Source organism: Natronomonas salina, from assembly GCF_013391105.1.
Lineage (GTDB): Archaea > Halobacteriota > Halobacteria > Halobacteriales > Haloarculaceae > Natronomonas > Natronomonas salina.
Genome location: NZ_CP058335.1, coordinates 1,413,731 through 1,434,969, shown reverse-complemented (window position 1 = coordinate 1,434,969; position 21,239 = coordinate 1,413,731). Strand labels below are relative to the sequence as shown.

The following is a 21,239-nucleotide window of genomic DNA, read 5'->3' as shown; positions in this document are numbered from 1 at the left end:
ACGTGATTAAAGAAGTAATATACCATTAGAAACCGGCCGGGCCGTCAGTTGTCGGGCCGAGAACTACAGGTCCGTCAACGATTACGGTTTTGCTATGGTGGTTCGTCTACTCGACCGTTCATGGATATCCGATTCGACGAGGTTACTGCGGTACTTCGATACGTCTGTGCGATTTGTGAGGCGAAACACTCGACGAGCGTTACAACCACTGGGGGTGTGCCGTGAGCGACCCGGTCCCCACCACCTGCATGCGCTGTGCCGTCGGCTGCGGGCACGTCCACCGCGGCGTCGACATCGGCGTCGGCGTCGACGTCGCGCGCGGCGACCCCGCCCACCCGACGAACGAGGGGCTGGCCTGCGGCCGCGGCATCAGGGAGAGCACCGACCCCGAGGGCGAGTGGCTCACCCGGCCGATGGTCCGCCGCGGCGACGAGCTCGTGCCGACGACGTGGGACGTCGCGCTCGGCGAGGCCATCAACGGGCTGCGGCGCGCCGCCGAGGACGACCCCGACGCCGTCGCCGTCCTCGGCAGCGGCCAGCAGACCAACGAGGCCGCCTACGCCCTCGGGAAGCTCGCCCGCGGCGCCCTCGGCACCCGGAACTACGGCGCCAACACGACGCTCTGTATGGCCAGCGCCGTCGCCGCCTACTACGACGCCTTCGGCAGCGACGCGCCGCCGCCGACGTACGACGACGTTCCCGACGCGGAGACCCACCTCGTGTGGGGCGCCAACCCCGCGGTCGCCCATCCCGTCATGTTCCGGTGGATCCACGACTCCGCCGGCGACGACGACAGCGAACTGATCGTCGTCGACCCGGTGGAGACGAAGACGGCCGGCGCCGCCGACCATCACGTCGCGCCCGACCCCGGGACGGACCTCGCGCTGGCCCGGGCGGTCCTCGCGCGCCTAGTGGCGGACGACGGCGTCGACCGCGCGTTCGTCGACGCCCACACCGAGGGGTTCGACGACCTGCTCGCGGTCCTGCCGGACGCCGCCGACGCCGCGGCTGAGGCCGGCGTCGACCTCGCGGACGTCGACCTGCTCTGTTCGGCCCTCGACGCGCCGACGCTGCTGTACTGGGGCATGGGCGTCAACCAGCACGTCCAGGGGACCGACACCGCGAGCGCGCTGGTCGACCTCTGTCTCGCCTCGGGCAACCTCGGGCCCGGGAGCGGCCCGTTCTCGCTGACCGGCCAGGCCAACTCGATGGGCACGCGCGTCTGCTCCTCGAAGGGCACCTGGCCGGGCCACCGCGACTTCGACGACCCGACGGCCCGCCGGGACGTCGCCAGCGCCTGGGGCGTCCCGGTCGACCGGCTGCCCGACGACCCCGGTCCCGGTCCGGTCGGGATGCTCGACTCGGTTGGCGACGAGGTGGAGGCGATCTACGCCGTCGCGACGAACCCCGCGGCTGGGATGCCGGACGCGACCGCCGTCCGCGAGGCCCTCGACGAGGCGTTCCTCGTCGTCCAGGACGCCTTCAGCACCGAGACGACCGAACTCGCCGACGTCGTCCTGCCGGCGGCGACCTGGGGGGAGAGCGAGGGGACGACCACGAACATGGAGCGGACCATCTCGCGGGTCCGCCGGGTGACCGACCCGCCGTCGGGCGTCCGGACCGACCTCGACCTGATCGCGACCGTCGGCGAGGCCCTGGAGCCCGGCCTCTTCCCGTCGAAGGCCCCCGCCGCGGTGTTCGAGGAGTTCGCCGCGCTCACCCGCGGGACGCTCGCTGACTGCTCGGGGATCAGCTACGAGCGCCTCGACGAGGAGCACGCGGTCCGGTGGCCGGCGCCGGACGCCTCGAGCCACGCCGGCTACCGGTACTACGACGCCGACGCGGACCCGTCGACCGGTGACGAGCGGTGGTCGTTCCCGACGCCGTCGGGGCGCGCCCGGTTCTCGGCGGCTACTTTCGAGGGCGTCGCCGAACCCGTCTCGGAGTCGTACCCGCTGACGCTGACCACGGCGCGGGAAGGCGACGGCTACAACACCGGCGTCCGGTCGCGGTCGACCGACCCCGACCCGGCGACCGTCCGCGTCCACCCGGAGAGCGCCCCCGTCGGCGACGGGGAGGCCGTCGAGATCGAGTCCCGCCGGGGCGCCATCACCGCCACGCTGGCGGTCGACGCGGCGGTCCCGGAGGGCGTCGCCTGGCTGCCGATCCACCACCCGGCGACGAACGTGCTGACGACGAAACAGCGGGACCCGACCGGCGAGCCGAACTTCAAGCAGTGTGCGGTCCGCCTGGAGCCGGTCGAAGTCGAGGAGCGCGTCCGCGAGGAGGTCCCGGCGTGATTCGGATGACGAAGTGGCGGACGCTGGCGCTGGCCACCGCGAGCTTCAACCTCTCCTTCCTCGTGTGGTTCTCCTTCGCCCCCTTCACCGGTCCCATCGGCGAGTCCTTCGACCTCTCGCTGGCCGAACTCGGCGTCCTCGCCAGCGCCGCCGTCTGGATCGTCCCGTTCGGCCGCGTCCTCACCGGCTGGCTCACCGACCGGTACGGCGCGACCCGGCTGTTCGCCGCCGCCCTCGTCTGCGTCGGCGTCGCCTCCGCCGCCAGCGGGTTCGCCGACTCCTACCGGACGTTCTTCGCGCTCCGGCTGGTCGTCGCCGCGGCCGGCGTCACCTTCGTCGTCGGCATCCAACACGTCTCCCAGTGGTTCCCCGAGGAGCAGCTCGGCACCGCCGAGGGCATCTACGCGGGCCTCGGCAACGCCGGGGCGGCCGCCGGGGCGCTCGTCCTCCCGCGCGTCTTCGGCACCGGGTGGCGCGGCCCGGTGTTCGACGCCGGCTGGCGGGCGGCGTTCTTCTACGTCGGCGTCGCGGCGGCCCTGCTCGGCGTCGTCTACTACGTCCTCGGCGAGGACGCCGCCACCGAGGAGCGAGCGCGGGCCGCCGCCGACGGTGCCACCCTGGAGGGGCTGGCCCACACCGCCACCCGCTACGGCGTGGTCGCGCTGGCGTTCGGCTACCTGCTGAGCTTCGGGATGGAGATCTCGATGAACAGCTGGCTGCCGACGTACTTCCGGACGGGCTTCGGCGCCGACCTCGTGCTGGCGAGCACCTTCGCCGCGGCGTTCTCGCTGTCGTCGGGCTGCCTGCGGCCGATCAGCGGCTACGTCAGCGACCGCCTCGACCGAAGCGAGCGCGCCCTCCTCCCCGTCTTCGAGGGGCGGTACCGCGAGCAGTGGACGTTCGTCTGCATGTGCTACCTCCTCGTCGCGCTCGTCGGCCTGACGCTGGCCGGCCGGACCGGGAACGTCGGCCTGACCGTCGGCGCCGTCGCGCTCGTCGGCCTCGGCTGCGGGTTCACCTCCGGCGCCATCTTCGCGCAGCTCCCCGCGATGTTCCCGGACCGCTCCGGGGCGGCCGCGGGCATCGTCGGCGGGTTCGGCACCGTCGGCGGCGTCGCCTTCCCGCTGGTCTTCTCGTGGACCGCCAGCCGGGGGCAGATCCACGCCAGCTACGCGCTCGTCGCGGTCGTCGTCGTCCCCATCGTCCTGCTGAACGCCTACGTCTACCGGCCGGAGGTCGCCCGGCGGGCCAACGTCGACGGGCTCGTCTCGTTCTCCGACGGCGAGGTGGTGAGCGCGGATGACTGAGGGCCGCCCGTCGACGGCCGTCGTCCTGCTCGCCGGCGGCCGCTCCCGCCGGTACCCCGAGGGTGACAAGGCGCTGGCCGACGTCGACGGCGAGCCGATGTGCCGCCGTGCCGTCGAGGGCCTGCCCGGCGACGAACTTGTCGTCAGCTGCCGGGCCGAGCAGCGAGACGCGCTCGCGTCGGCCCTGGAGGGGCTCGCCCCGCGGTTCGCGGTCGACCCGGTCCCGGGCCGCGGCCCGCTGGCGGGGCTCCTGACCGCATTTCGAGTGGCCGCCGCCGACCGCGCCGTCGTCGTCGGGTGCGACATGCCGCTGTTCGACGGGTCGACGGCCGACTCCCTGCTCCAGTCGCTCCCGGCCGCCGACGCGGCCGTCGTCGACGCCGACGGCCCCCCGTCGCCGCTCGGTGCGGCCTACCGGGTCGGCGCGGCGCGGCGGGCCTGCGAGACGACGCTGGCCTGCGGGTCACGACGGCTCGCAGACGCGCTCGCCCGCCTCGACGTCGCGCGCGTGGACGCCGACGCCCGCGCGGTGACGAACTGCAATACCCCCGAGGACGTCGCGGCGGCCCTCGAGGCCCTCTGACCGCGGACGTTCGTTCAGCGAACGACCGGGAAGCCGCCGTTTTATACAACTTATATTCTACATATCCGCTCCAATACGCCACGGTCGGAAGCATCGAGCGAGAGTATCTGGACACTCGTCAACAGCCACTGTTTTGGCCGAAAAGAGGGTATGCTCTACCGTGATGAACGACGCATTCGGACAGGAATTCGCGGCATCGGTAGACGGACAGTCAGACAGCGTGGGAGGTGACTGAAAGTGCACAAGAAAGAAGGATACAAGGAGGACTGCTACGGCGACGAGGTCCGCGAGAAGATCCTCGAGTTCGCCGAGCGGGGCTTCGACTCCATCCCGGACGACGAGAAGGCCGCGTGGTTCTCCCGGTTCAAGTTCTGGGGGCTGTTCCACCACCGCGACGGCCAGGAGAGCTACTTCATGATGCGGCTGACGAACTGCGGCGGCGTCCTCGAGCCCGGACAGTTGCGTGCCATCGGCGAGGTGGCCCGCGACTACGCGGAGGGCCCCGTCGAGAACCCCGAGTTCGGGAACGCCTGGGTCGACTTCACGACCCGGCAGTCGATCCAGCTCCACTGGCTGAAACTGGAGGACGTCCCAGAGATATGGGAGAAACTGGAGTCGGCCGGCGTCTCCTCGCGGTCGGCCGGCGGCGACACGATGCGCAACATCTCCGGCTGTCCCGTCGCCGGTAAGGCCGACGAGTACGTCGAGACCCGCGAACTGCTCGACGAGATCCAGGCGGAGATCCGCGGCGACGACGACCTCTGCAACATGCCCCGGAAGTTCAACATCTCCGTCACCGGCTGCAGGCAGGGCTGCGCCCAGGACTCGATCAACGACATCGGCCTGGAGCCCGCCCGCAAGCTCGTCGACGGCGAGCCGGTCAGGGGATTCAACGTGCGCGTCGGCGGCGGTCTCGGCGGTCGCGAGCCACGCCGCGCTCGCTCGCTCGACCTGTTCGTCCGGCCCGACCGGGCGAAGGAGACCGTCCGCGCGTTCGTCGAACTCTACCACGAGGAGGGCAACCGCGAGAACCGCTCGAAGAACCGCGCGCGGTTCTTCGTCGACGAGTGGGGCACCGACGAGATCCGCGAGGCCCTCGACGAGCGCCTGCCGTTCGAACTGGAGCGGGCCGGCACGGACTTCCGCGGGGAGTACACCTACAACGCCGGCAAGCCCGCCGAGCAGGGCGCCCACGACCACGTCGGCGTCTACGACCAGACGGACGGCCGGAACTACGTCGGGCTCTCGGTGGCCGTCGGGCGGATGCCGGCCGAGGACGTCGTCGAGCTCGCCGACCTCGCCGACGCCTACGGCTCGGGGGAGGTGCGCCTGACCCGCCGGCAGAACCCCCTGATCATGGACGTCCCCGACCGCAACCTCTCGAACCTGCTCAACGAGCCGCTGCTCGACACCTACAGGCCCGAGCCCAACCCGTTCGTCCAGGGGGCGATGGCCTGCACCGGGACGGAGTTCTGCTCGCTGGCACTGACCGAGACCAAGGCCCGGATGGCGCGGACGCTCCGGTGGCTCGGCGAGGCGGTCGACCTGCCCGACGACGTCGACCGCATCAAGATGCACTACTCCGGCTGTACGGCCGACTGCGGCCAGGCGATGACCGCGGACATCGGCCTGCAGGGCATGCGCGCCCGCAAGGACGGCGAGATGGTCGAGGCGCTAGACGTCGGCGTCGGTGGCGGCATCGGCGAGGAGCCCGCGTTCATCGACTGGGTCCGCCAGCGGGTACCCGCCGACGAGGTACCCGGGCTGATCAAGAACCTCGTCGAGGCCTACGCCGCGCTCCGCGAGGAGGGCCAGACGTTCCGCGAGTGGGTCGACGCCACCGGCCACGAGACGCTCGTCGAGCTGGCCGAACCGGAAGAGGTCGCGGGCTACGAAGACCCCTGTCTCACCGACGGGAAGCAGTCCTGGTACCCCTTCGCCCAGGAGGAGTCGTCGCCGCCGAGCGCGGGGGAGGTGGCGACCGATGACTGACGCCGATCCGGAGGCGTCCTACGACGCCGCGCCGGAGCTGTTCGATCGCGACGACGAGTAACGACGACAGTCATTCCCTCGTCGGTCCTTCCTGTACTTTTCACGGCGACAGATTCCGGGGCGCCGACCGTTTCAGGTGGTATTAACTGGTTAATTACTGTTACAGAGGGGTGGCTAGCGATTAATTACCAGTTATCTAGAAGTTCGGGCGTCGAACGAAGGTAAGGACTCAAGAGGAACCCTCCTGAGGGCTCTCCCATGGGAACGTACGGTTGGGGTGAGTCATCCGCCACGGTCGCGGTGGTCGAGGCGGTGGCTGCCGAAGCTGAGTGTGACGCCGACGAACTGCCCACGCTGTGCGACGTGGTCGACCCGGACGCGCTCGACCGGTTCTTCGAGGTGGGGCCGGAGCGCGAGCTCCCGGGGCGACGCGTCGTCTTCGAGTACGCGGACTTCGAGGTCGCCGTCAGCGGCGACCGGCGCATCGAGGTCTCGAAGGCCGACGTGGCCGCGACGGCCGACGGCCGTCGCTCCGCCGTCGCGGACGTCGACGGGTAGTCCGGGGACCGGAAACTTCTGCGGCGAACTCCGACGGACCAGCCGTGGCCGACGGAGGGCGAAGCCACGGCGCACCGACGGCGACCGACCGGAAGCTCACTGGCTACCATCCCGTCTCCCGTCTCCTGAGAGACCGTGCGAACGCCGCCAGAACGGTACGTGAGCGCCGACAGGGGCGTCGTATACTGACGACGTTTCGCATTCATCCCACGCGACTGCACCGCTCGTGTGGCGATCTCGAGGCTCGCTATAACGGTCGTGGAATGTCCCGATATTCGGCTCGGACGAGTACGTCTCCGGAGCCCCACCGCAGCATCGCGTAGGTACCGTAGTTGCTATGGTCTCACTTCGTCGCGAGAAAAGAAGTGGCCGCGTTCGAAGCGGCCTGGCGTGCATCCCCACGCGCGTCCCCACGGCCGCACGCGTGGTCAGTCGCCCAGGAGGGGCGAGCCGCCCTCGCGGACGACCGACGAGACCGCGTTCAGCCGCACCGAGTCGACGTCGGGGTCGTCGTGCAGATCGCGCAGGCAGTCGGCGACGGCCGCCTCGGATTCGAACTTGCCGACGGCGAAGACGGTGAACTCGCCTGTCGTCTGGTAGACGGTGACGAACTCGCGTCGGTCGCCGAGCCGCGTCACCACGTCGTCGACCGCCTCGAGTTCGACGGCCAGTTCGACGACGGCCGTCTCGTAGCCGAGCCGGCCGTAGTCCAGCCGGGCGGCGTAGCCCTCGATGACGCCGTCGGATTCGAGCGCCCGCAGGTGTTTCTGAACCGTCGTCGCGACCGCGTCGGTCCCCTCGGCGAGCGACCGGACGTCGGTGCGGCCGTCCCGACAGAGCGCCGCGACGATCTGCCTGTCGAGCGACTCGGTCACGTCACACCGCGCTGGTGCCGACCTCGCCGGTGCGGATCTGGTAGGCCTGTTCGACCGGGATGACGAACACCTTGCCGTCGCCCGGCTCGCCCGTCTTCCCGGAGTCGCGGATGGCCTCCGCGACGTCCGCGGCCGGGATGTCGGCGACGACGCACTCGATCTTCACCTTCTGGTGGAGGTCGACGCTGTACTCCTCGCCGCGCCACTGGCCCTTCTTGGCGGGCTGGCTGCCGCGGCCGGAGACGTTGGTGACCGTCAGCGACGGGGCGCCGACCTCGGCGAGGCCCTCCTTGATGTCGGAGAGCTTGTCCGGGCGGACGAACGCCATGACCATCTTGATGCCGCCGTCGTTCGGCTGGCCGCCGTCGGGGCGGACGATGCCGTTCCGCTCGGTGAACCCGCCGTCGGTGGCGACCGAGTCGCCGGCACCGAACTCGGGGTAGGTGTCGGTGCCGTGCTCGGAGATGTCGAGGCCCTCGCGCTCGTGGTCGGGGGTGACGCGGGCCTGACCGACGGCCTTGAACAGCCCCCAGACGACGAGGGTCGCGAGCACCGTCCACAGCGTGATGATCGCCGCGCCGGCGATCTGCGGGACGAACATCGACGCCTCGATGCTGAGGATGCCCTCCGGGACGAGCCCGGCGCCGATGGCGGTCCCGCTCGTCGACCACAGCGGGTAGAGGACGACGCCCAGGACCCCGGCGCTCCCGTGGACCGGGAACACCGCGCAGACGTCGTCGATCTTCAGGCGCTTCTCGACGAACTCGAAGACGACGGGCAGCTGGGCGCCGGCGAGGAAGCCGAGGCCGATGCCGCCCATCGGGGTGATGACGTCGGCGGTGCCGGTCACGCCGACGAGCCCGGCGAGCATGCCGTTGGCGACGTACAGCGTGTCGACCTTGCCCGTGCGGGCGAGGGCGACGAGTCCGGCGCCGACGGCGCCCATCGCCATGCCGAGGGTCGTGTTCAGTCCGACGCGTCCGACGACCTCCCAGCCGCCGCCGAGGCCGACGAACTCGCCGGCCTCGTTGACCGCGAACACCGGGACGGCCGTCCCGACGTTGAACCCGTACCAGCCGAAGCAGAGCACGAGCGTCCCGAGGACGGCGAAGGTCATCGAGTGACCGGGGATGACGTTCGCCGAGCCGTCCTCGTTGAACCGGCCGATGCGCGGGCCGAGGACGTAGGCGGCCGTCAGGCCGGCGATGCCCCCGACGCCGTGGACGATCATGCCGCCCGCGAAGTCGTGGAAGCCGAGTTCGGCGACGAAGCCACCGGCCCACGTCAGCCCGGTGACGACCGGGTAGATGACCGCCGCGACGAGGAACGTGTAGGTCACGTACGCGCGGAGCTTCGCGCGGCCGGCGACGGCCCCGGAGACGATGGTCGCCATCGTCATCGCGAAGACGGCGCCGTACAGCCAGTCGATCCAGCCGAAGTTACCGGCGCCGAACTGCGACAGCGCGCCGGCTCCGGTCTCCGGTCCGGTCAGGACGCCGACCAGCCCGGAGATCCCCGCGCCGAGCAGGAAGAACGTGACGACGCCGACCGACCAGGTCAGCATGTTCTTCGTCAGCTGGTTGGCGACGTTCTTCGCGCGGACCTGTCCGGCCTCCAGCATCGCGAAGCCCGCGTGCATGAAGAAGATGAGGAACGTCACCACGAGGATCCACAACCAGTTGACCCCCTCGGCGAGCGTCCCCAGGTCCGCGGCCTGCAGCGGCGTCGCCTCGATCATGCTACCACCCCGTTCGCGACCGCGGAACGTCCGACTCCGATACTACTCCTGCAATCGTGTGTAAATTCGTCCATGTTTTCTGCGTATTGCACCATGTTTGTCTTCCAACTCACGTGAGCACCTCATGGAATACCACTACATAAATCCTGCAGTTGAAGATGGGATATTCTTTCGCGTCCTAATGGACGACCGTCGGTTATCGGGTACAATAATATGTGTATAAGGTGGTCTATCGTCGAGGATTCGGACAGGTATCTCCTCGAATATTGGACGACTGTCGAGTGCAACACTTGCCAGGTGGTCGTCTCACCCCCGTCTCGCGGCGCGCGCGCCGAGGGTTCGAGGTCGGGCCGGACTCGATGCTCTGGGCGGACGTGCAAGACCAGCAGAATTCGACAGCGCAGGGACCGCCCGCTTACAGCTCCCGGGCGACGTCCTCGGCGAAGTACGTCACGATCAGGTCCGCGCCGGCGCGCTTGATGGAGAGCAGCGACTCGCGGGCGACGGCCTCCAGCGAGAGCCACCCCCGGTCGGCGGCGGCGTGGAGCATGGCGTACTCGCCGCTGACGTTGTAGGCGGCCACGGGGTGATCGAACTCCCGGCGGACGTCGGAGACGACGTCGAGGTACGGCAGCGCCGGCTTGACCATCAGCACGTCGGCGCCCTCTTCGACGTCGAGTCGGACCTCCCGGATCGCCTCCCGGCGGTTCCCGGGGTCCATCTGGTAGTGGCGGCGGTCGCTGAAGGCCGGCGCGCCGTCGGCGGCGTCCCTGAACGGCCCGTAGAAGGCCGACTCGTACTTCGCCGCGTAGCTCATGATCGGGAGGTTCTCGTAGCCGGCCGCGTCCAGGGCTTCCCGGATGGCGCCGACCATCCCGTCGGTCATGCTGGAGGGGGCGACCATGTCGGCGCCGGCCTCCGCGTGGGAGACGGCGATGCGCTGGAGCAGTTCGAGTGTCTCGTCGTTGTCGACCGTCAGCCGGGCGTCCTCGCGGGCGCCGTCCTCGAGGATCCCGCAGTGGCCGTGCTCGGTGTACTCACAGAGGCAGACGTCGGTGATGACGTAGGCGTCCGTGCGGTCGGTGATCCGGCGGACGGCCCGCTGGACGACGCCCTCCTCCGCCCACGCGCGGGAGCCTTCGGCGTCCTTCTCCTCGGGGATGCCGAAGACGATGACCGCCTCGACGCCGGTCTCCAGCACCTCGCGGACGCGAGCGACGCTCTTGGAGACGGGCACGCGCTCGTGGCCGGGCATCGACTCGATGGGCACGCGCTCGTCGGCCGTCGCGTCGACGAAGACGGGCGCAACGAGGTCGGAGGCGCGGAGGTCCGTCTCGCCGACCAGCGAGCGAACGCCGTCCGACCGGAGCCGCCGTGGACGGGCTGTCGGGTCCATACCGGCCCTCGGAGCCGGCGGGTCAAAGGCGCGTCGCTCCGGCGGACCCCCTCGGCGACGGAAACGCCTATAACGCCGGTGGGCGGAACACGGGCACGCATGGCCCATGGTACCCCGACCGGAACGGAGCGGCTCGGGCGGTTCTTCGAGCGCTACGCAGTCTATCTCGCGGGCGGGGTCACGCTCGCCTGCGCCGCCGTCGGAATCTACCTCTTCCTGTTCGCGGACTCGGAGTACGCCGCCCGGCTGCTGGACCGCTACGGCCTCGCGGCGCTGTTCTGCATCCTCGTCCTCGAGGGCGCGATGCTGCTGTACTTCGCGCCGAGCGAGGCGCTCGTCCCCGCGGGTATCGCGCTGCTGACGGGCGGCGCCGGCGATTACGTCGGCATCGCGACGGTCATCGGCGTCGCGGTCCTCGGCGCCACGGTGGGGCAGTACGCGCTGTTCACGGTCGCGAAGCGGGCCGGCCGCGAGTACCTGCTCGAGCAGTCGTGGTTCCGCGTCTCGCGGGACCAACTGGAGCGCTTCGACGGCTGGTTCGACCGCTGGGGGCCGCTGGCCGTCCCGGTCTCGAACTCGCTGCTGTTCACCCGCGGGATGCTCACGGTCCCCGCCGGGCTGGCCGACATGGACGACCGGACGTTCGTGGCGCTGTCGGCGCTCGGCAGTGTGATCTTCCAGTCGTGGCTCGCCGGGTTCGCGCTCCTGCTGGACGTCCGCTTCGGCGTCCTCTGAGCGTGGTCACAGCGAATCGGCCGGTCCGGTCGACGTCGGTGTCGCTCTCGGGGTAACAGACAGTCGGCTACGTCGGCGGCGGGCCGCGGAGCCGCGTTCACAAAAGAGCTGTCCAAGGACAGCTCGACGCCCGGTCGTGCTGATGGTTGGGACCACAGGCCGCCGGGCGCCGCTCGTGTATTCGGGGTCAGCCCGTATAACTTTACTGTGATAATTTGAGTAACAGGGTCGAACCGGACGACGGTGCCCCGTGATCGCCTCGAATCGGCCGCCCACGGCGACAGGAACGCACTTGTGTGTGGCCCGACAACCTACCAAGAAGCCGGGGCCGCCGGTTGATGGTTGGGACCATGTCAGATCGCACGAAACGGGAACAGTCGATAGAATTGCTCCAGCAGCTCGGGCTCAAGGAGTACGAGGCGCGGTGCTTCGTCGCGCTCTGCCGGCTCCCGAGCGGCACCGCGAAACAGATAAGCGAGATCTCCGAGGTCCCGCGGACGAGGATCTACGACGCCATCCGCGTCCTTGAGGCGAAGGGGCTGGTCGAGGTCCAGCACGCCAGCCCCAAGCAGTTCCGCGCGGTCTCCGTCGAAGAGGCGGCCACGACGCTCCGGGAGGACTTCGCCGACCGGACCGACGACCTCCTCCAGGAACTCCGGGGTCTCGAACCCGCCACTTCGGAGGACGGCGCCGACGTCTCCCACGAGGTCTGGTCGCTCTCCGGCGAGACGGCCATCGGGACCCGCACGCTGGAGCTGCTCGACGACGCCGAAGAGGAGGTCGTCATCGTCGTCGGCCACCCGGGCGTGCTCACCGAGGAACTCCTCGACGCCCTGGAGGACGGACAGAACGACGGCGTCGACGTCATCGTCGGGACGCTGACCGAGGAGATCCGAGAGCGGGTCCAGACGGACCTGCCGGACGCGGAGACGTTCGTCACCGGGCTGGAGTGGCTCAACGAGTCCATGGACGACACGGGCGACGACACCGTGATCAGTCGATTGTTGCTGGTCGACCGGCGGGCCATCCTGGTCAGCACGCTCCACGAGACGGCCAGCGGCGCCCCCGCCGACGAGAAGGCCATCTTCGGAACGGGCTTCACCAACGGTCTCGTGGTCGTCGCGCGCCGCCTGATGGCGACCGGCCTGGGGTCGTCGGCAGACCCCGGCCTCTCCCTGTAGCCAGGAACGACCGAACATCCGTCGCAGCCGCGACTGCTCGTCGCGTCCTCCTCCTCCGCTCGGAACCCGCTACAGGAACTCCCGGACCTCCGAGTACCACATGTCGTGGTGGTCGACGGCGTCGATGTGCCGGGCGACCTTCGCGGCGACGACGTGCCAGCACAGCTCCGTGGGGTCCTCCGGGTCGAGGTTGTAGTGGGCGTCGTCGCACTCGCAGCCGTCGTCCTCGACGACGTGCTCCTCGGAGTGGCCGACGACGACCGTGAAGTCGCGGTACTGCTTGACCCGCTCCTCCCCGACGGCCTCGATGGCCTTCACGCCGCGGTCGCCGTGGGTGGCGATGATGCGGTCGACGGCGTCGCTCGTGAGCTCGCCGGACTCCTCGAGGGCCGCCTCCCACTCGTCGACCGCGTTCACACTCGGTCCTAGAGACGCACGCGGCAAAACAGGTTCGGTCGTTCGACGCTCGAAACCGGCGGAGACGCGTTCAGACGCTGTCCTGGATGTGGCCCTCTTCGCGGAGCTGGTCGGCCTCCTGCTTGTCGTAGCGCCAGGTGACGTCGCCCTTCTCGTCCTGCCAGTCCCACGGCTCCACCAGCACCACGTCGTCCTCGCGGATCCAGATCCGCTTCTGCATCCGACCGGGGATGCGGGCGGTCCGCTCCTGGCCGTCCATGCACCGTACCTTGACCCTGTTGGCCCCGAGCATGTTCGTGACGACGGCGAACACCTCGTCGTCCTCGGGCATTCGGAGGTTCTTGCGTCCCTCGTTGTCGCTCATATCGGTCGCTTGGACAGCGAACCCTTTAACCCTTTATTCAGACGGGAGGCGGCCCGAACCGACCGCGCCCGAGCGCGCCACGCCGGAGGAATCGACGAAGTAGCGCCAACATTTGCCCGCGAACGCCGGCCGCCGGTTCGACAGCATAACCCCGCGGCCTGCCAAGCGCGGCCCATTAATATAGCGTAACAAGGATTAAACCCCTGGACGCGGTGTGTATCGTCGTCTATGAGTACTGCAGACACGGAGCAAGAGGCGGAGACGATGCGAGCCGTGGTCTTCGAGGAGGTCGGCGAGAAGATGGAGGTCCAGGAGGTCGACCGGCCCGAGGCCGACCCCGAGGGGATCGTCGTCGAGACGGAGGCCTGCGGCATCTGTCGGTCCGACTGGCACGCCTGGCAGGGCGACTGGGACTGGGTCGGGGTCATGCCGACGCCAGGGCTCATCTTCGGCCACGAGCCCGTCGGCCGGGTCACCGAGGTCGGCGAGGACGTCGAGAACTTCAGCGAGGGCGACCGCGTCTGCGTTCCCTTCAACCTCAGCGACGGCACCTGCCGCTACTGCAAGCAGGGTCGGGCCAACATCTGCGAGCGCGTCGTCCCGCTGGGCTTCGTCTCCTTCCAGCCCGGCGCCTTCGCCGAGGAGTTCCCGGTCCGCAACGCCGACCACAACGTCATCAAGCTGCCCGACAACGTCGACCCCGTCGACGTCGCCGGCCTCGGCTGCCGGTTCGCGACCGCCTTCCACGGTCTCGTCCACCGCGTCGACGTCACGCCCGGCGACTGGGTCGCCATCCACGGCTGCGGCGGCGTCGGGCTCTCTGCGGTCCACATCGCCGACGCCCTCGGCGCGAACATCATCGCCGTCGACCTCGGCGAGGACAAACTCGAGAAGGCCCGCGAGCTCGGCGCCGACGCCACCGTCGACGTCACCGAGGTCCAGGACGTCCCGCAGGCCGTCAAGAAGCACACGCCGTCCAGCCGCGGCGCCGAGGTCAGCGTCGACGCCCTCGGCGTCGCCGACACCTGCCGCAACTCCGTGAACTCCCTCTGCAAGGGCGGCCAGAACCTCCAGCTCGGCCTCACGACGAGCGAGGAGGAGGGCGAGGTCTCGCTGCCCGTCGACACCATCGTCATGGAGGAGCGGGAGTTCGTCGGCTCCTTCGGCATGCCGCCCCACGAGTACGAGGAGATCTTCTCGATGATGGAGCAGGGCAAGATCGACCCCGGAAAGATCGTCAGCGAGACGGTCGGCCTCGACGACGTCCCGGACGTCATCGCCTCCATGGACGACTACTCGACGGTCGGCATCCCGGTCTGCACGGAGTTCTAATAACACCCACTTTTTAGCACCCACTTTTTGCACGGGGTGACCTCGCTTCGCTCGGTCACCCCGGCAAAAACTTGGGGAAAATATGCGCGCGTGCTCCTTTCGCTCGCTGCGCTCGCTCCAGTCCGCGCGCGCTACGGCGACTCGCGCTTTGCTCACGGCTCGTTTCACTCGCCGTTCGCATCCGTGGCGCTCACTTCGTTCGCGCCACGCACCGCTCGTCGCCGGGAACCGCTCGCGCCTTCGGCGCTCGCGGATGCCGGTCGACTGTTCGAGAACGGTTGTCAGGGGTCTTGAACCGCCGCGTTTGCGAATCGCACCCTTTTACTCCCCGGCGAGGAATCCTCCGGTATGGACCGAGAGTTCATCCAGAAGTCGCTGGGGGAGACGGGGCAGGTCGGCGTCGCCGCCATCGTCGTCGGGTTCCTCGTCCTCTTCCGCGAGAACCGCCGCGCCGCCTTCGGCGCCATCGCCGTCGTCCTCGGCTACGCCCTCGTCGGGCACGGCCTCATGGGGTCGTTCCTCAAGTCCCTGGGCATGGACTACGAGGACCTCTACTAGTCGCGCTGCCAGACGTAGACCGCGACCACGACCATCCCACCGATGGGCGTCGCGACGATGCTCGCGAGGCCGGCGACGACCGCCCACAGGGCCGCGTTCTCCTCACCCCGTGACTCGGCGTGGTTGTACACCCAGTAAGCGATGACGAACGGGACGACCGTGACCAGTGCGATCACCAGCAGTTCCGGTCCGCCGGGGATACCCAGCTGGAGGGCGAGGTCCAGGACCATCACCGGGGGTGGACCCGGCTCCGACAAAAACCTAGCCGTGCTCGGGGTCCCGGGCCCGGTGCTCGCTGATGAGCTGGTCGAGCTGTTCGGACTTCTGCTCCTTGCGGCGCTCCTCGGCCCGGCGCTCCCAGTCGTCGATCACCGCCTCGACGTCGCTCTCGCTGGCGACGGCCAGCTCGTCGATCTCCTGGATCGTCACGTCGTCGGCGGGGCCGACGGGGATCTCGTGTTCGAACAGCACCTGGTCGGCCTGCTCCGAGAGGCCGCCGTCGCGCAGGACGACTCGCGGCTCGCGGTCGGCCAGTAGCTCGGCGGTCGTCCGCCCGGCGCCGCTGGCGTCCCTGAGGTAGACGACGTCGCCGGCCGCCAGCCCGTAGGCGGCGTCGGCCGACTCGATGGCGCCCTTGGTGAACTGCGCCACCGGCTTGACCGGGACGAGGTCCTCCTTCTCGCCGGCGACGTCGGCGAAGTTCGAGTGGTCGAGCTTCCAGAGCTCCTTGAGCCGCTCGAGCTTCCCGTCGAGTTCCTCGTTGGCCTGTTCGGCCTCCGCGAGCTCGCGCTTGAGGCGCTCGTTCTCCCGCTCCAGTCGCGTCACCTCGCGGCGCTCGCGGGCCTCGCGGCGCTCCTCGCGGCGGGCCTCGGAGAGCTCGTCCTCCAGTTCCGCGACGCGCTCGTTCTTCTGGCCGATGGTGTCCTTGAGGTCGTCGACGTGGTCCTCCAGGCGCTCGACGCGGGCCTTCAGCCGCTTGATCTCCTTCTCCTCGGCGGTCAGCTCCCGGGGGTCGTGCTCGGTGGCCTCCTCCTCGGGCTCGTCGTCCTCGGTGAGGTCGTCGAGGACGGCCTCGACGCTCTCCTCGCCGGCGACGACGCGGGCGATGACCTCGCCGCGCTCGAACTGCGGCGGGGTCTTGGCGGCGATGCGTTCGAACTGGTCGGCGTGGTCGTCGAAGGCGAACAGCGCCGCCGCCATCGCGTCCCGCTCGTGGTCGTTGTCGTAGGCCTCCTCGCGGGTGCGGTGGAGCTTCTCGTCGACCGGGAGGTCCGAGGTCGGGATCCACCGCGCCGCGTCGAAGCTCCGGCGGATCTTCTCGACGGTCTCCGGCATCGGCTCGACGTCGGCGGCGACGACGACGGGCCGGCCGTGCTCGACGATCCACTCGATGACCTCGGCGGTGTCGGCCGTCCGGGTCGACCAGACGTCCAGGACGTTGCCGTCGAGGTCCAGCAGGGCGACGGCGGTGGTCGTCCCGGGGTCGATGCCGACGACGACGTGGTCGCGGCGCTTCACGAGCGGGCGGTACTCGATGCCGTCGCGGCGCTCCCGCTCGATCTCGATCCGGGTGTCGCCGGAGCGCCGCGAGGAGACCGGGATCTCGGAGGGCTTGGCCTCGACCTCGAAGATGGCCCGCGAGTAGCCGCCGTACTTCTCGGTGACGTCCATCTCGTAGTCGAGGGCGGCCTCGTCGAGCTTGGACTCCACCTCGCGGGCGGCTCGCTTCACCGAGCCGTGGATGCGCCGGGTGAAGCGGTCCTCGCTCCAGCCGCCGCCTCCGCCGGTCGAGCGGCCGCGGGCGACCTTGATCTGCGTCGTGTTCGTGAAGGCCGTCACCTCGTAGCCGACGTTCCGGGCGGCCAGCCGGGCGGCCGCCTCCGCCTCCTTCATCGGCGGCTTGGCGTAGGGGACGCCGTGGCGGCCGGCGACCCGCGAGAGCGGCTCCGGGCGCTCGTCGCCCGTCACCTGCACCAGCTTCGTCTCCGTCGGCAGTTCCCGCAGGAGGTGGACGAGTGCGTCCTTGTCCGCGGCGAGTTCGAAGGTGTTGTCGGTCGCGACGATCGCCGGCTCCTCGGCGTCGATGCGCCGGAGGAGCTTCCGCCGGGAGACGACGTCCCGCTCGATCGACTCGCCGTCGAAGGTCACCAGGGCGTAGGAGGGAGCGTCCCCGCGGACGTCCCCGCTCTGGACGTCGACGCCGAAGATGACGTCGTCCAGCGCACTCGTTCGCGTGCTCACGGCCCCCGGTAGGGAGCCAGCGAGTATAAACTCCGTGCCGGGTTGGACGGCGGCGGCCCTCCGGGGTACGACTTTTTGTCCTCCCGGCTCGTCTCCCCGTCGATGGCACGCTACTTCGAGGACACGGAGGTCGGCGACGTCTACGAGCTCGACGGCCGCTACGAGGTCACCGAGGCGGAGGTCAAGGAGTTCGCCGAGAAGTACGACCCCCAGCCGTTCCACCTGGACGAGGAGGCCGCACGGGACTCCATCTTCGGCTCGCTGGCCGCGTCGGGCTGGCACACCGCGTCGATGTGCATGCGCCTGCTCGTCGACGGCTTCCTCGAGCCCGAGACGTCGATGGGCGCCCGCGGCGTCGACGAACTCCGGTGGAAGCGGCCGGTCCACCCCGGCGACACCCTCCGCGTCGAGGTCGAGGTCCTGGACAAGCGGGAGTCCGAGAGCCGACCCGAGGTCGGCCACGTCCGGATGGAGACCCGCGGGTACAACCAGGACGACGAACTGGTGATCCGGTGGGAGGGACTCGGCATGCAGCGACGGCGCGAAGCCGGAGAGTAGGCGGTACTGGGTCGTTCCTTCTACCCGGCGGTCCCACTCGCGATAGTTACAAGTATGGATCGCGTGTTAGTTTATCACATGGTATGGGGTCCCCTGTCCCGGCTCTGGCCGTTCGCGACCGACGACGGCGGCCCCGACGCCGTCGACGACGCCGACGGCGACACGGAGGACGACGGGCAGGTCCGGACGTGGGACTTCGTTCCCGCCTGGCAGTACGGCGGCTGGCAGGTCGAGACGGGCGGGCTGACCGTCGACGAGCAGGAGTCGGCCCTCTCGGATGTCAAGTCGCAGGCCGAGGCGGTCGAGGAGGCGGCGGCCGACGACCCGTCCGACCGGTGATGCCGGCACGACTAGCTGGACGTCGATAGGGGCACGGTCCCCGTGCCGGGTGCGTGCCAGCGGGTGGCAATAATCGTCAAGACTCATTACGGGGCCCCGCTAGGGACGGAGTATGTCTTTCGAGGAGATGGACGTCGACACCATCTGGATGGACGGCGAGTTCGTCGACTGGGACGACGCACAGACCCACGTGCTGACCCACTCGCTGCACTACGGGACTGCAGTCTTCGAGGGGGCGCGCTGCTACGACACCGAGCACGGCCCGAAGCTGTTCCGCTGGGAGGAACACCTCGACCGGCTGTTCGACTCCGCGAAGGTGCTCGACCACGACATCGAGCACACCCGCGAGGAGATCACGGAGGCGACCCTGGAGCTCATCCGCAGCCAGGACCTCGAGTCCTGCTACATCCGGCCGCTGGTCTACTACGGTTACAACTCCCTGGGCGTCTCGCCGAAGGACTGCCCGACCAAGACGATGGTCGCCTGCTGGCCGTGGGGCGCCTACCTCGGCGAGGACGCCATCGAGAACGGCGTCGACGTGATGGTCTCCTCGTGGCGCAAGCACGCCTCCAGTCAGATCCCGACGAACGTCAAGGCCACCGGCCCGTACATCAACTCGATGCTGGCCGGCGAGGAGGCCCGCACCAACGGCTACGTCGAGGCCATCGTCCTCAACAAGGAGGGCAACGTCGCCGAGGGGCCCGGCGAGAACATCTTCATGGTCAACGACGGCGAGATCTACACGACCGGGCTCTCCGAGTCCATCCTCGACGGCATCACCCGCGACACCGTCATCCAGCTGGCCCGCGACCTGGGCTACACCGTCCACGACGAGGCCGCCATCGCCCGCGGACAGCTGTACACCGCCGACGAGCTGTTCTTCACCGGCACCGCCGCCGAGGTGACGCCGATCCGCAGCGTCGACGACACCGAGATCGGCACCGGCTCGCGCGGCCCCGTCACCGAGGAGATCCAACAGCAGTTCTTCGACCTCGTGGAGGGGCGGCTCGACGGCTACGGCGACTGGTTCCTCGAGGTCTGAGGCGGCCTCGAACTCAGTCGCCCGCGGCGGGCTCGCGGTCGAACTCGTCCCAGCACTCCCAGTCGCCGACGTCGCCGGTCAGGGCGTCGAACTCCGCCTGCAGCTCCTCGAACCGGTCCTGGAGCGCGCGGTAGTCGGCGTTCCCCTCGAGTTCGCCGCGGTCGACGTGGGTCTCGAGGACCGCGATCCGCGAGGCGACGGTGTACAGCTCGTCCTGCAGTCGCCCGTAGTTGGCGTGTCTGAGCGCCTGCTCGAGGGCCGCCTCGAGGTCGTCGCGGGTGACCGGCTTCACGAGGTAGTCGTCGAACGGCAGCGGGACGGCCTCGCCGTCGAGGTCCGCCCCCGTCACCATCACGACGCGGCAGTGGCCGGGCCGGCTGCGCACGCGGGTGAGCACCTCGTCGCCGCTCAGGCCCGGCATGTTCCGGTCGAGCAACACGACGTCGACGGTCCGGTCGAACCGCTCCAGGGCCTCGGTGCCGTCGGCGGCCGTCAGGACGTCGTAGGCCCCCTCGAGCCAGATCTCGAACAGTTCCAGGTGCGATTCGTCGTCGTCGACAGCGAGTACCGTCGGTTCGTTCGTGGTCGGGTCCATCTCGGCGTTTCCTACCCGCCTCTGAGAGACCGACCCCTAAATACGTGGCAGCGCGGTTTCACGAGGAGAGAATCCGGCCGGGACCGGTCGCGGCCGGCGCGGCGATCCGTGGCCGCCACGTCGGCCGCGGTCCGACACCGGTTTATCACCGCCGCGTCTGGTCTCCGGTATGTCGCTGTGCGTGACGTTCCTCGGGACCAGCGGGGCCGTGCCGACGACCCAGCGGAACACCAGCGCCGTCTTCGTCCGCCGGGAGGGCGACCGCCTGCTGTTCGACTGCGGGGAGGGCACCCAGCGGCAGATGATGCGGTTCGGCACCGGTTTCGCCGTCTCGCACGTCTTCGTCACGCACCTCCACGGGGACCACGTCCTCGGCATCCCCGGCCTGTTGCAGACGATGGATTTCAACGAGCGGGACGACCCGATCGCCGTCCACGTCCCCGCGGGCACCCGGCGCGAGGTCGAGCGGCTCGTCGGCGCCACCGGGACCGACCCCGACTTCCCGGTCCGCGTCCACGGCGTCGAGGCCGGCGACGTCGCGCTGTCGGCCGACGACTACGAGGTCCGGGCCTTCGACACCGACCACGACGCCCGGTCGGTCGGCTACGCGCTCGTCGAGGACGACCGCAAGGGCCGGTTCGACCGCGAGCGCGCCGAGGAGCTCGGCGTCCCCGTCGGCCCGAAGTTCCAGCGGCTCCACGCCGGCGAGGCCGTCGAACTCGAGGACGGCACCGTCGTCGAGCCCGACCAGGTCGTCGGCGACCCCCGACCGGGCCGGACGGTCGTCTACACCGGCGACACCCGGCCGACGGGGGCGACCGTCGAGGCCGCCGAGGACGCGGACCTGCTGATCCACGACGCGACGTTCGCCGACGACAACGCGGGACGGGCGGGCCAGACCGGCCACTCGACGGCCGCCAGCGCGGCGGAGATCGCCAACCGGGCCGGCGCCGAGCGCCTCGCGCTCGTCCACGTCTCCTCGCGGTACGCCGGCAACCCGACGCCCCTCGAGCGGGAGGCCCGGGAGATATTCGAGGGACGGCGGGCGTTCGTCCCCGACGACGGCGACGAGCTAGACGTCCCCTACCCGGAGTGACCGTCCCACAGGTTTTTGTCCAGCAACGGTGA

Annotated in this window: 21 protein-coding genes; 13 read left to right on the top strand and 8 right to left on the bottom strand. The window is 69.6% G+C overall.

Annotated elements, in window-relative coordinates:
• The first annotated feature begins 248 nt into the window (after window positions 1-248).
• From nasA to HWV07_RS07635, 5 genes are all read left to right on the top strand, one after another.
• Window positions 249-2,300: an assimilatory nitrate reductase NasA gene (nasA, locus tag HWV07_RS07655; RefSeq protein ID WP_178336016.1), complete on the top strand. Its 2,052-nt coding sequence runs from the start codon at window positions 249-251 to the stop codon at window positions 2,298-2,300.
• A 5-nt stretch (window positions 2,301-2,305) separates the two neighbouring features.
• Entirely contained in the window at window positions 2,306-3,607 is a 1,302-nt protein-coding gene (locus tag HWV07_RS07650; RefSeq protein WP_178336015.1) for an MFS transporter, read from the top strand.
• A complete protein-coding gene (mobA, locus tag HWV07_RS07645) occupies window positions 3,600-4,190 on the top strand; it encodes a molybdenum cofactor guanylyltransferase (protein WP_178333729.1) in 591 nt (196 codons plus the stop codon). The genes HWV07_RS07650 and mobA overlap by 8 nt, the downstream gene beginning before the upstream one ends.
• 237 nt (window positions 4,191-4,427) lie before the next feature.
• Window positions 4,428-6,182, top strand: coding sequence for a nitrite/sulfite reductase (locus tag HWV07_RS07640; protein ID WP_178333728.1), 1,755 nt, complete (start codon window positions 4,428-4,430; stop codon window positions 6,180-6,182).
• Between the two features lie 258 nt (window positions 6,183-6,440).
• A complete protein-coding gene (locus HWV07_RS07635; RefSeq protein WP_178333727.1) occupies window positions 6,441-6,740 on the top strand; it encodes a HalOD1 output domain-containing protein in 300 nt (99 codons plus the stop codon).
• 428 nt (window positions 6,741-7,168) lie between these two features.
• Here the strand turns inward: HWV07_RS07635 and HWV07_RS07630 are convergent, their stop codons facing one another.
• From HWV07_RS07630 to hemB, 3 genes are all read right to left on the bottom strand, one after another.
• Complete coding sequence (locus HWV07_RS07630; RefSeq protein ID WP_178333726.1) at window positions 7,169-7,615, bottom strand: Lrp/AsnC family transcriptional regulator; 447 nt, start codon at window positions 7,613-7,615, stop codon at window positions 7,169-7,171.
• A gap of 1 nt (window position 7,616) precedes the next feature.
• Window positions 7,617-9,353 (bottom strand): ammonium transporter, encoded by a 1,737-nt coding sequence (locus HWV07_RS07625; protein WP_178333725.1) that lies wholly within the window; start codon window positions 9,351-9,353, stop codon window positions 7,617-7,619.
• A gap of 415 nt (window positions 9,354-9,768) precedes the next feature.
• Entirely contained in the window at window positions 9,769-10,749 is a 981-nt protein-coding gene (hemB, locus tag HWV07_RS07620; protein WP_178333724.1) for a porphobilinogen synthase, read from the bottom strand.
• Window positions 10,750-10,848: 99 nt separating this feature from the next.
• Between hemB and HWV07_RS07615 the strand changes: the two genes are divergently transcribed.
• On the top strand, window positions 10,849-11,484 hold the full coding sequence (locus HWV07_RS07615) for a DedA family protein (protein ID WP_178333723.1): 636 nt from the start codon (window positions 10,849-10,851) through the stop codon (window positions 11,482-11,484).
• Between the two features lie 350 nt (window positions 11,485-11,834).
• Entirely contained in the window at window positions 11,835-12,665 is an 831-nt protein-coding gene (locus HWV07_RS07610) for a TrmB family transcriptional regulator (RefSeq protein ID WP_178333722.1), read from the top strand.
• 69 nt (window positions 12,666-12,734) lie between these two features.
• Here the strand turns inward: HWV07_RS07610 and HWV07_RS07605 are convergent, their stop codons facing one another.
• Window positions 12,735-13,082 (bottom strand): hypothetical protein, encoded by a 348-nt coding sequence (locus tag HWV07_RS07605; protein ID WP_178333721.1) that lies wholly within the window; start codon window positions 13,080-13,082, stop codon window positions 12,735-12,737.
• A 70-nt stretch (window positions 13,083-13,152) separates the two neighbouring features.
• On the bottom strand, window positions 13,153-13,446 hold the full coding sequence (gene eif1A / locus HWV07_RS07600; RefSeq protein ID WP_178333720.1) for a translation initiation factor eIF-1A: 294 nt from the start codon (window positions 13,444-13,446) through the stop codon (window positions 13,153-13,155).
• Between the two features lie 264 nt (window positions 13,447-13,710).
• Here eif1A and HWV07_RS07595 point away from each other — a divergent pair, with 264 nt between their 5' ends.
• Together HWV07_RS07595 and HWV07_RS07590 are read left to right on the top strand one after the other, a co-directional pair.
• Window positions 13,711-14,778 (top strand): zinc-dependent alcohol dehydrogenase family protein, encoded by a 1,068-nt coding sequence (locus HWV07_RS07595; protein WP_178336014.1) that lies wholly within the window; start codon window positions 13,711-13,713, stop codon window positions 14,776-14,778.
• A 348-nt stretch (window positions 14,779-15,126) separates the two neighbouring features.
• Complete coding sequence (locus HWV07_RS07590; RefSeq protein WP_178333719.1) at window positions 15,127-15,336, top strand: DUF7470 family protein; 210 nt, start codon at window positions 15,127-15,129, stop codon at window positions 15,334-15,336.
• Here HWV07_RS07590 and HWV07_RS07585 read toward each other — a convergent pair.
• Both HWV07_RS07585 and HWV07_RS07580 read right to left on the bottom strand, forming a co-directional pair.
• Window positions 15,333-15,566, bottom strand: coding sequence for a hypothetical protein (locus tag HWV07_RS07585; RefSeq protein WP_178333718.1), 234 nt, complete (start codon window positions 15,564-15,566; stop codon window positions 15,333-15,335). The genes HWV07_RS07590 and HWV07_RS07585 overlap by 4 nt on opposite strands.
• Window positions 15,567-15,597: 31 nt before the next feature.
• Entirely contained in the window at window positions 15,598-17,577 is a 1,980-nt protein-coding gene (locus HWV07_RS07580) for a DUF460 domain-containing protein (protein ID WP_178333717.1), read from the bottom strand.
• Between the two features lie 102 nt (window positions 17,578-17,679).
• Here HWV07_RS07580 and HWV07_RS07575 point away from each other — a divergent pair, with 102 nt between their 5' ends.
• The 3 genes from HWV07_RS07575 (at window position 17,680) to HWV07_RS07565 (ending at window position 19,516) form a co-directional block, all read left to right on the top strand.
• Entirely contained in the window at window positions 17,680-18,135 is a 456-nt protein-coding gene (locus HWV07_RS07575; RefSeq protein ID WP_178333716.1) for a MaoC family dehydratase, read from the top strand.
• Between the two features lie 78 nt (window positions 18,136-18,213).
• Window positions 18,214-18,474 carry a hypothetical protein gene (locus HWV07_RS07570; protein WP_178333715.1) on the top strand — a complete coding sequence of 87 codons (261 nt, stop codon included), beginning with the start codon at window positions 18,214-18,216 and terminating at the stop codon, window positions 18,472-18,474.
• A gap of 112 nt (window positions 18,475-18,586) precedes the next feature.
• On the top strand, window positions 18,587-19,516 hold the full coding sequence (locus HWV07_RS07565) for a branched-chain amino acid transaminase (RefSeq protein ID WP_178333714.1): 930 nt from the start codon (window positions 18,587-18,589) through the stop codon (window positions 19,514-19,516).
• Between the two features lie 13 nt (window positions 19,517-19,529).
• On the opposite strand, the gene HWV07_RS07560 is transcribed toward HWV07_RS07565, so the two are convergent.
• The gene (locus HWV07_RS07560) at window positions 19,530-20,111 is read right to left on the bottom strand and encodes a response regulator (protein ID WP_178333713.1); all 582 of its coding nucleotides are present in this window, start codon (window positions 20,109-20,111) and stop codon (window positions 19,530-19,532) included.
• 169 nt (window positions 20,112-20,280) lie between these two features.
• Here HWV07_RS07560 and rnz point away from each other — a divergent pair, with 169 nt between their 5' ends.
• Entirely contained in the window at window positions 20,281-21,207 is a 927-nt protein-coding gene (gene rnz, locus HWV07_RS07555) for a ribonuclease Z (protein ID WP_178333712.1), read from the top strand.
• Window positions 21,208-21,239 lie beyond the last annotated feature (32 nt).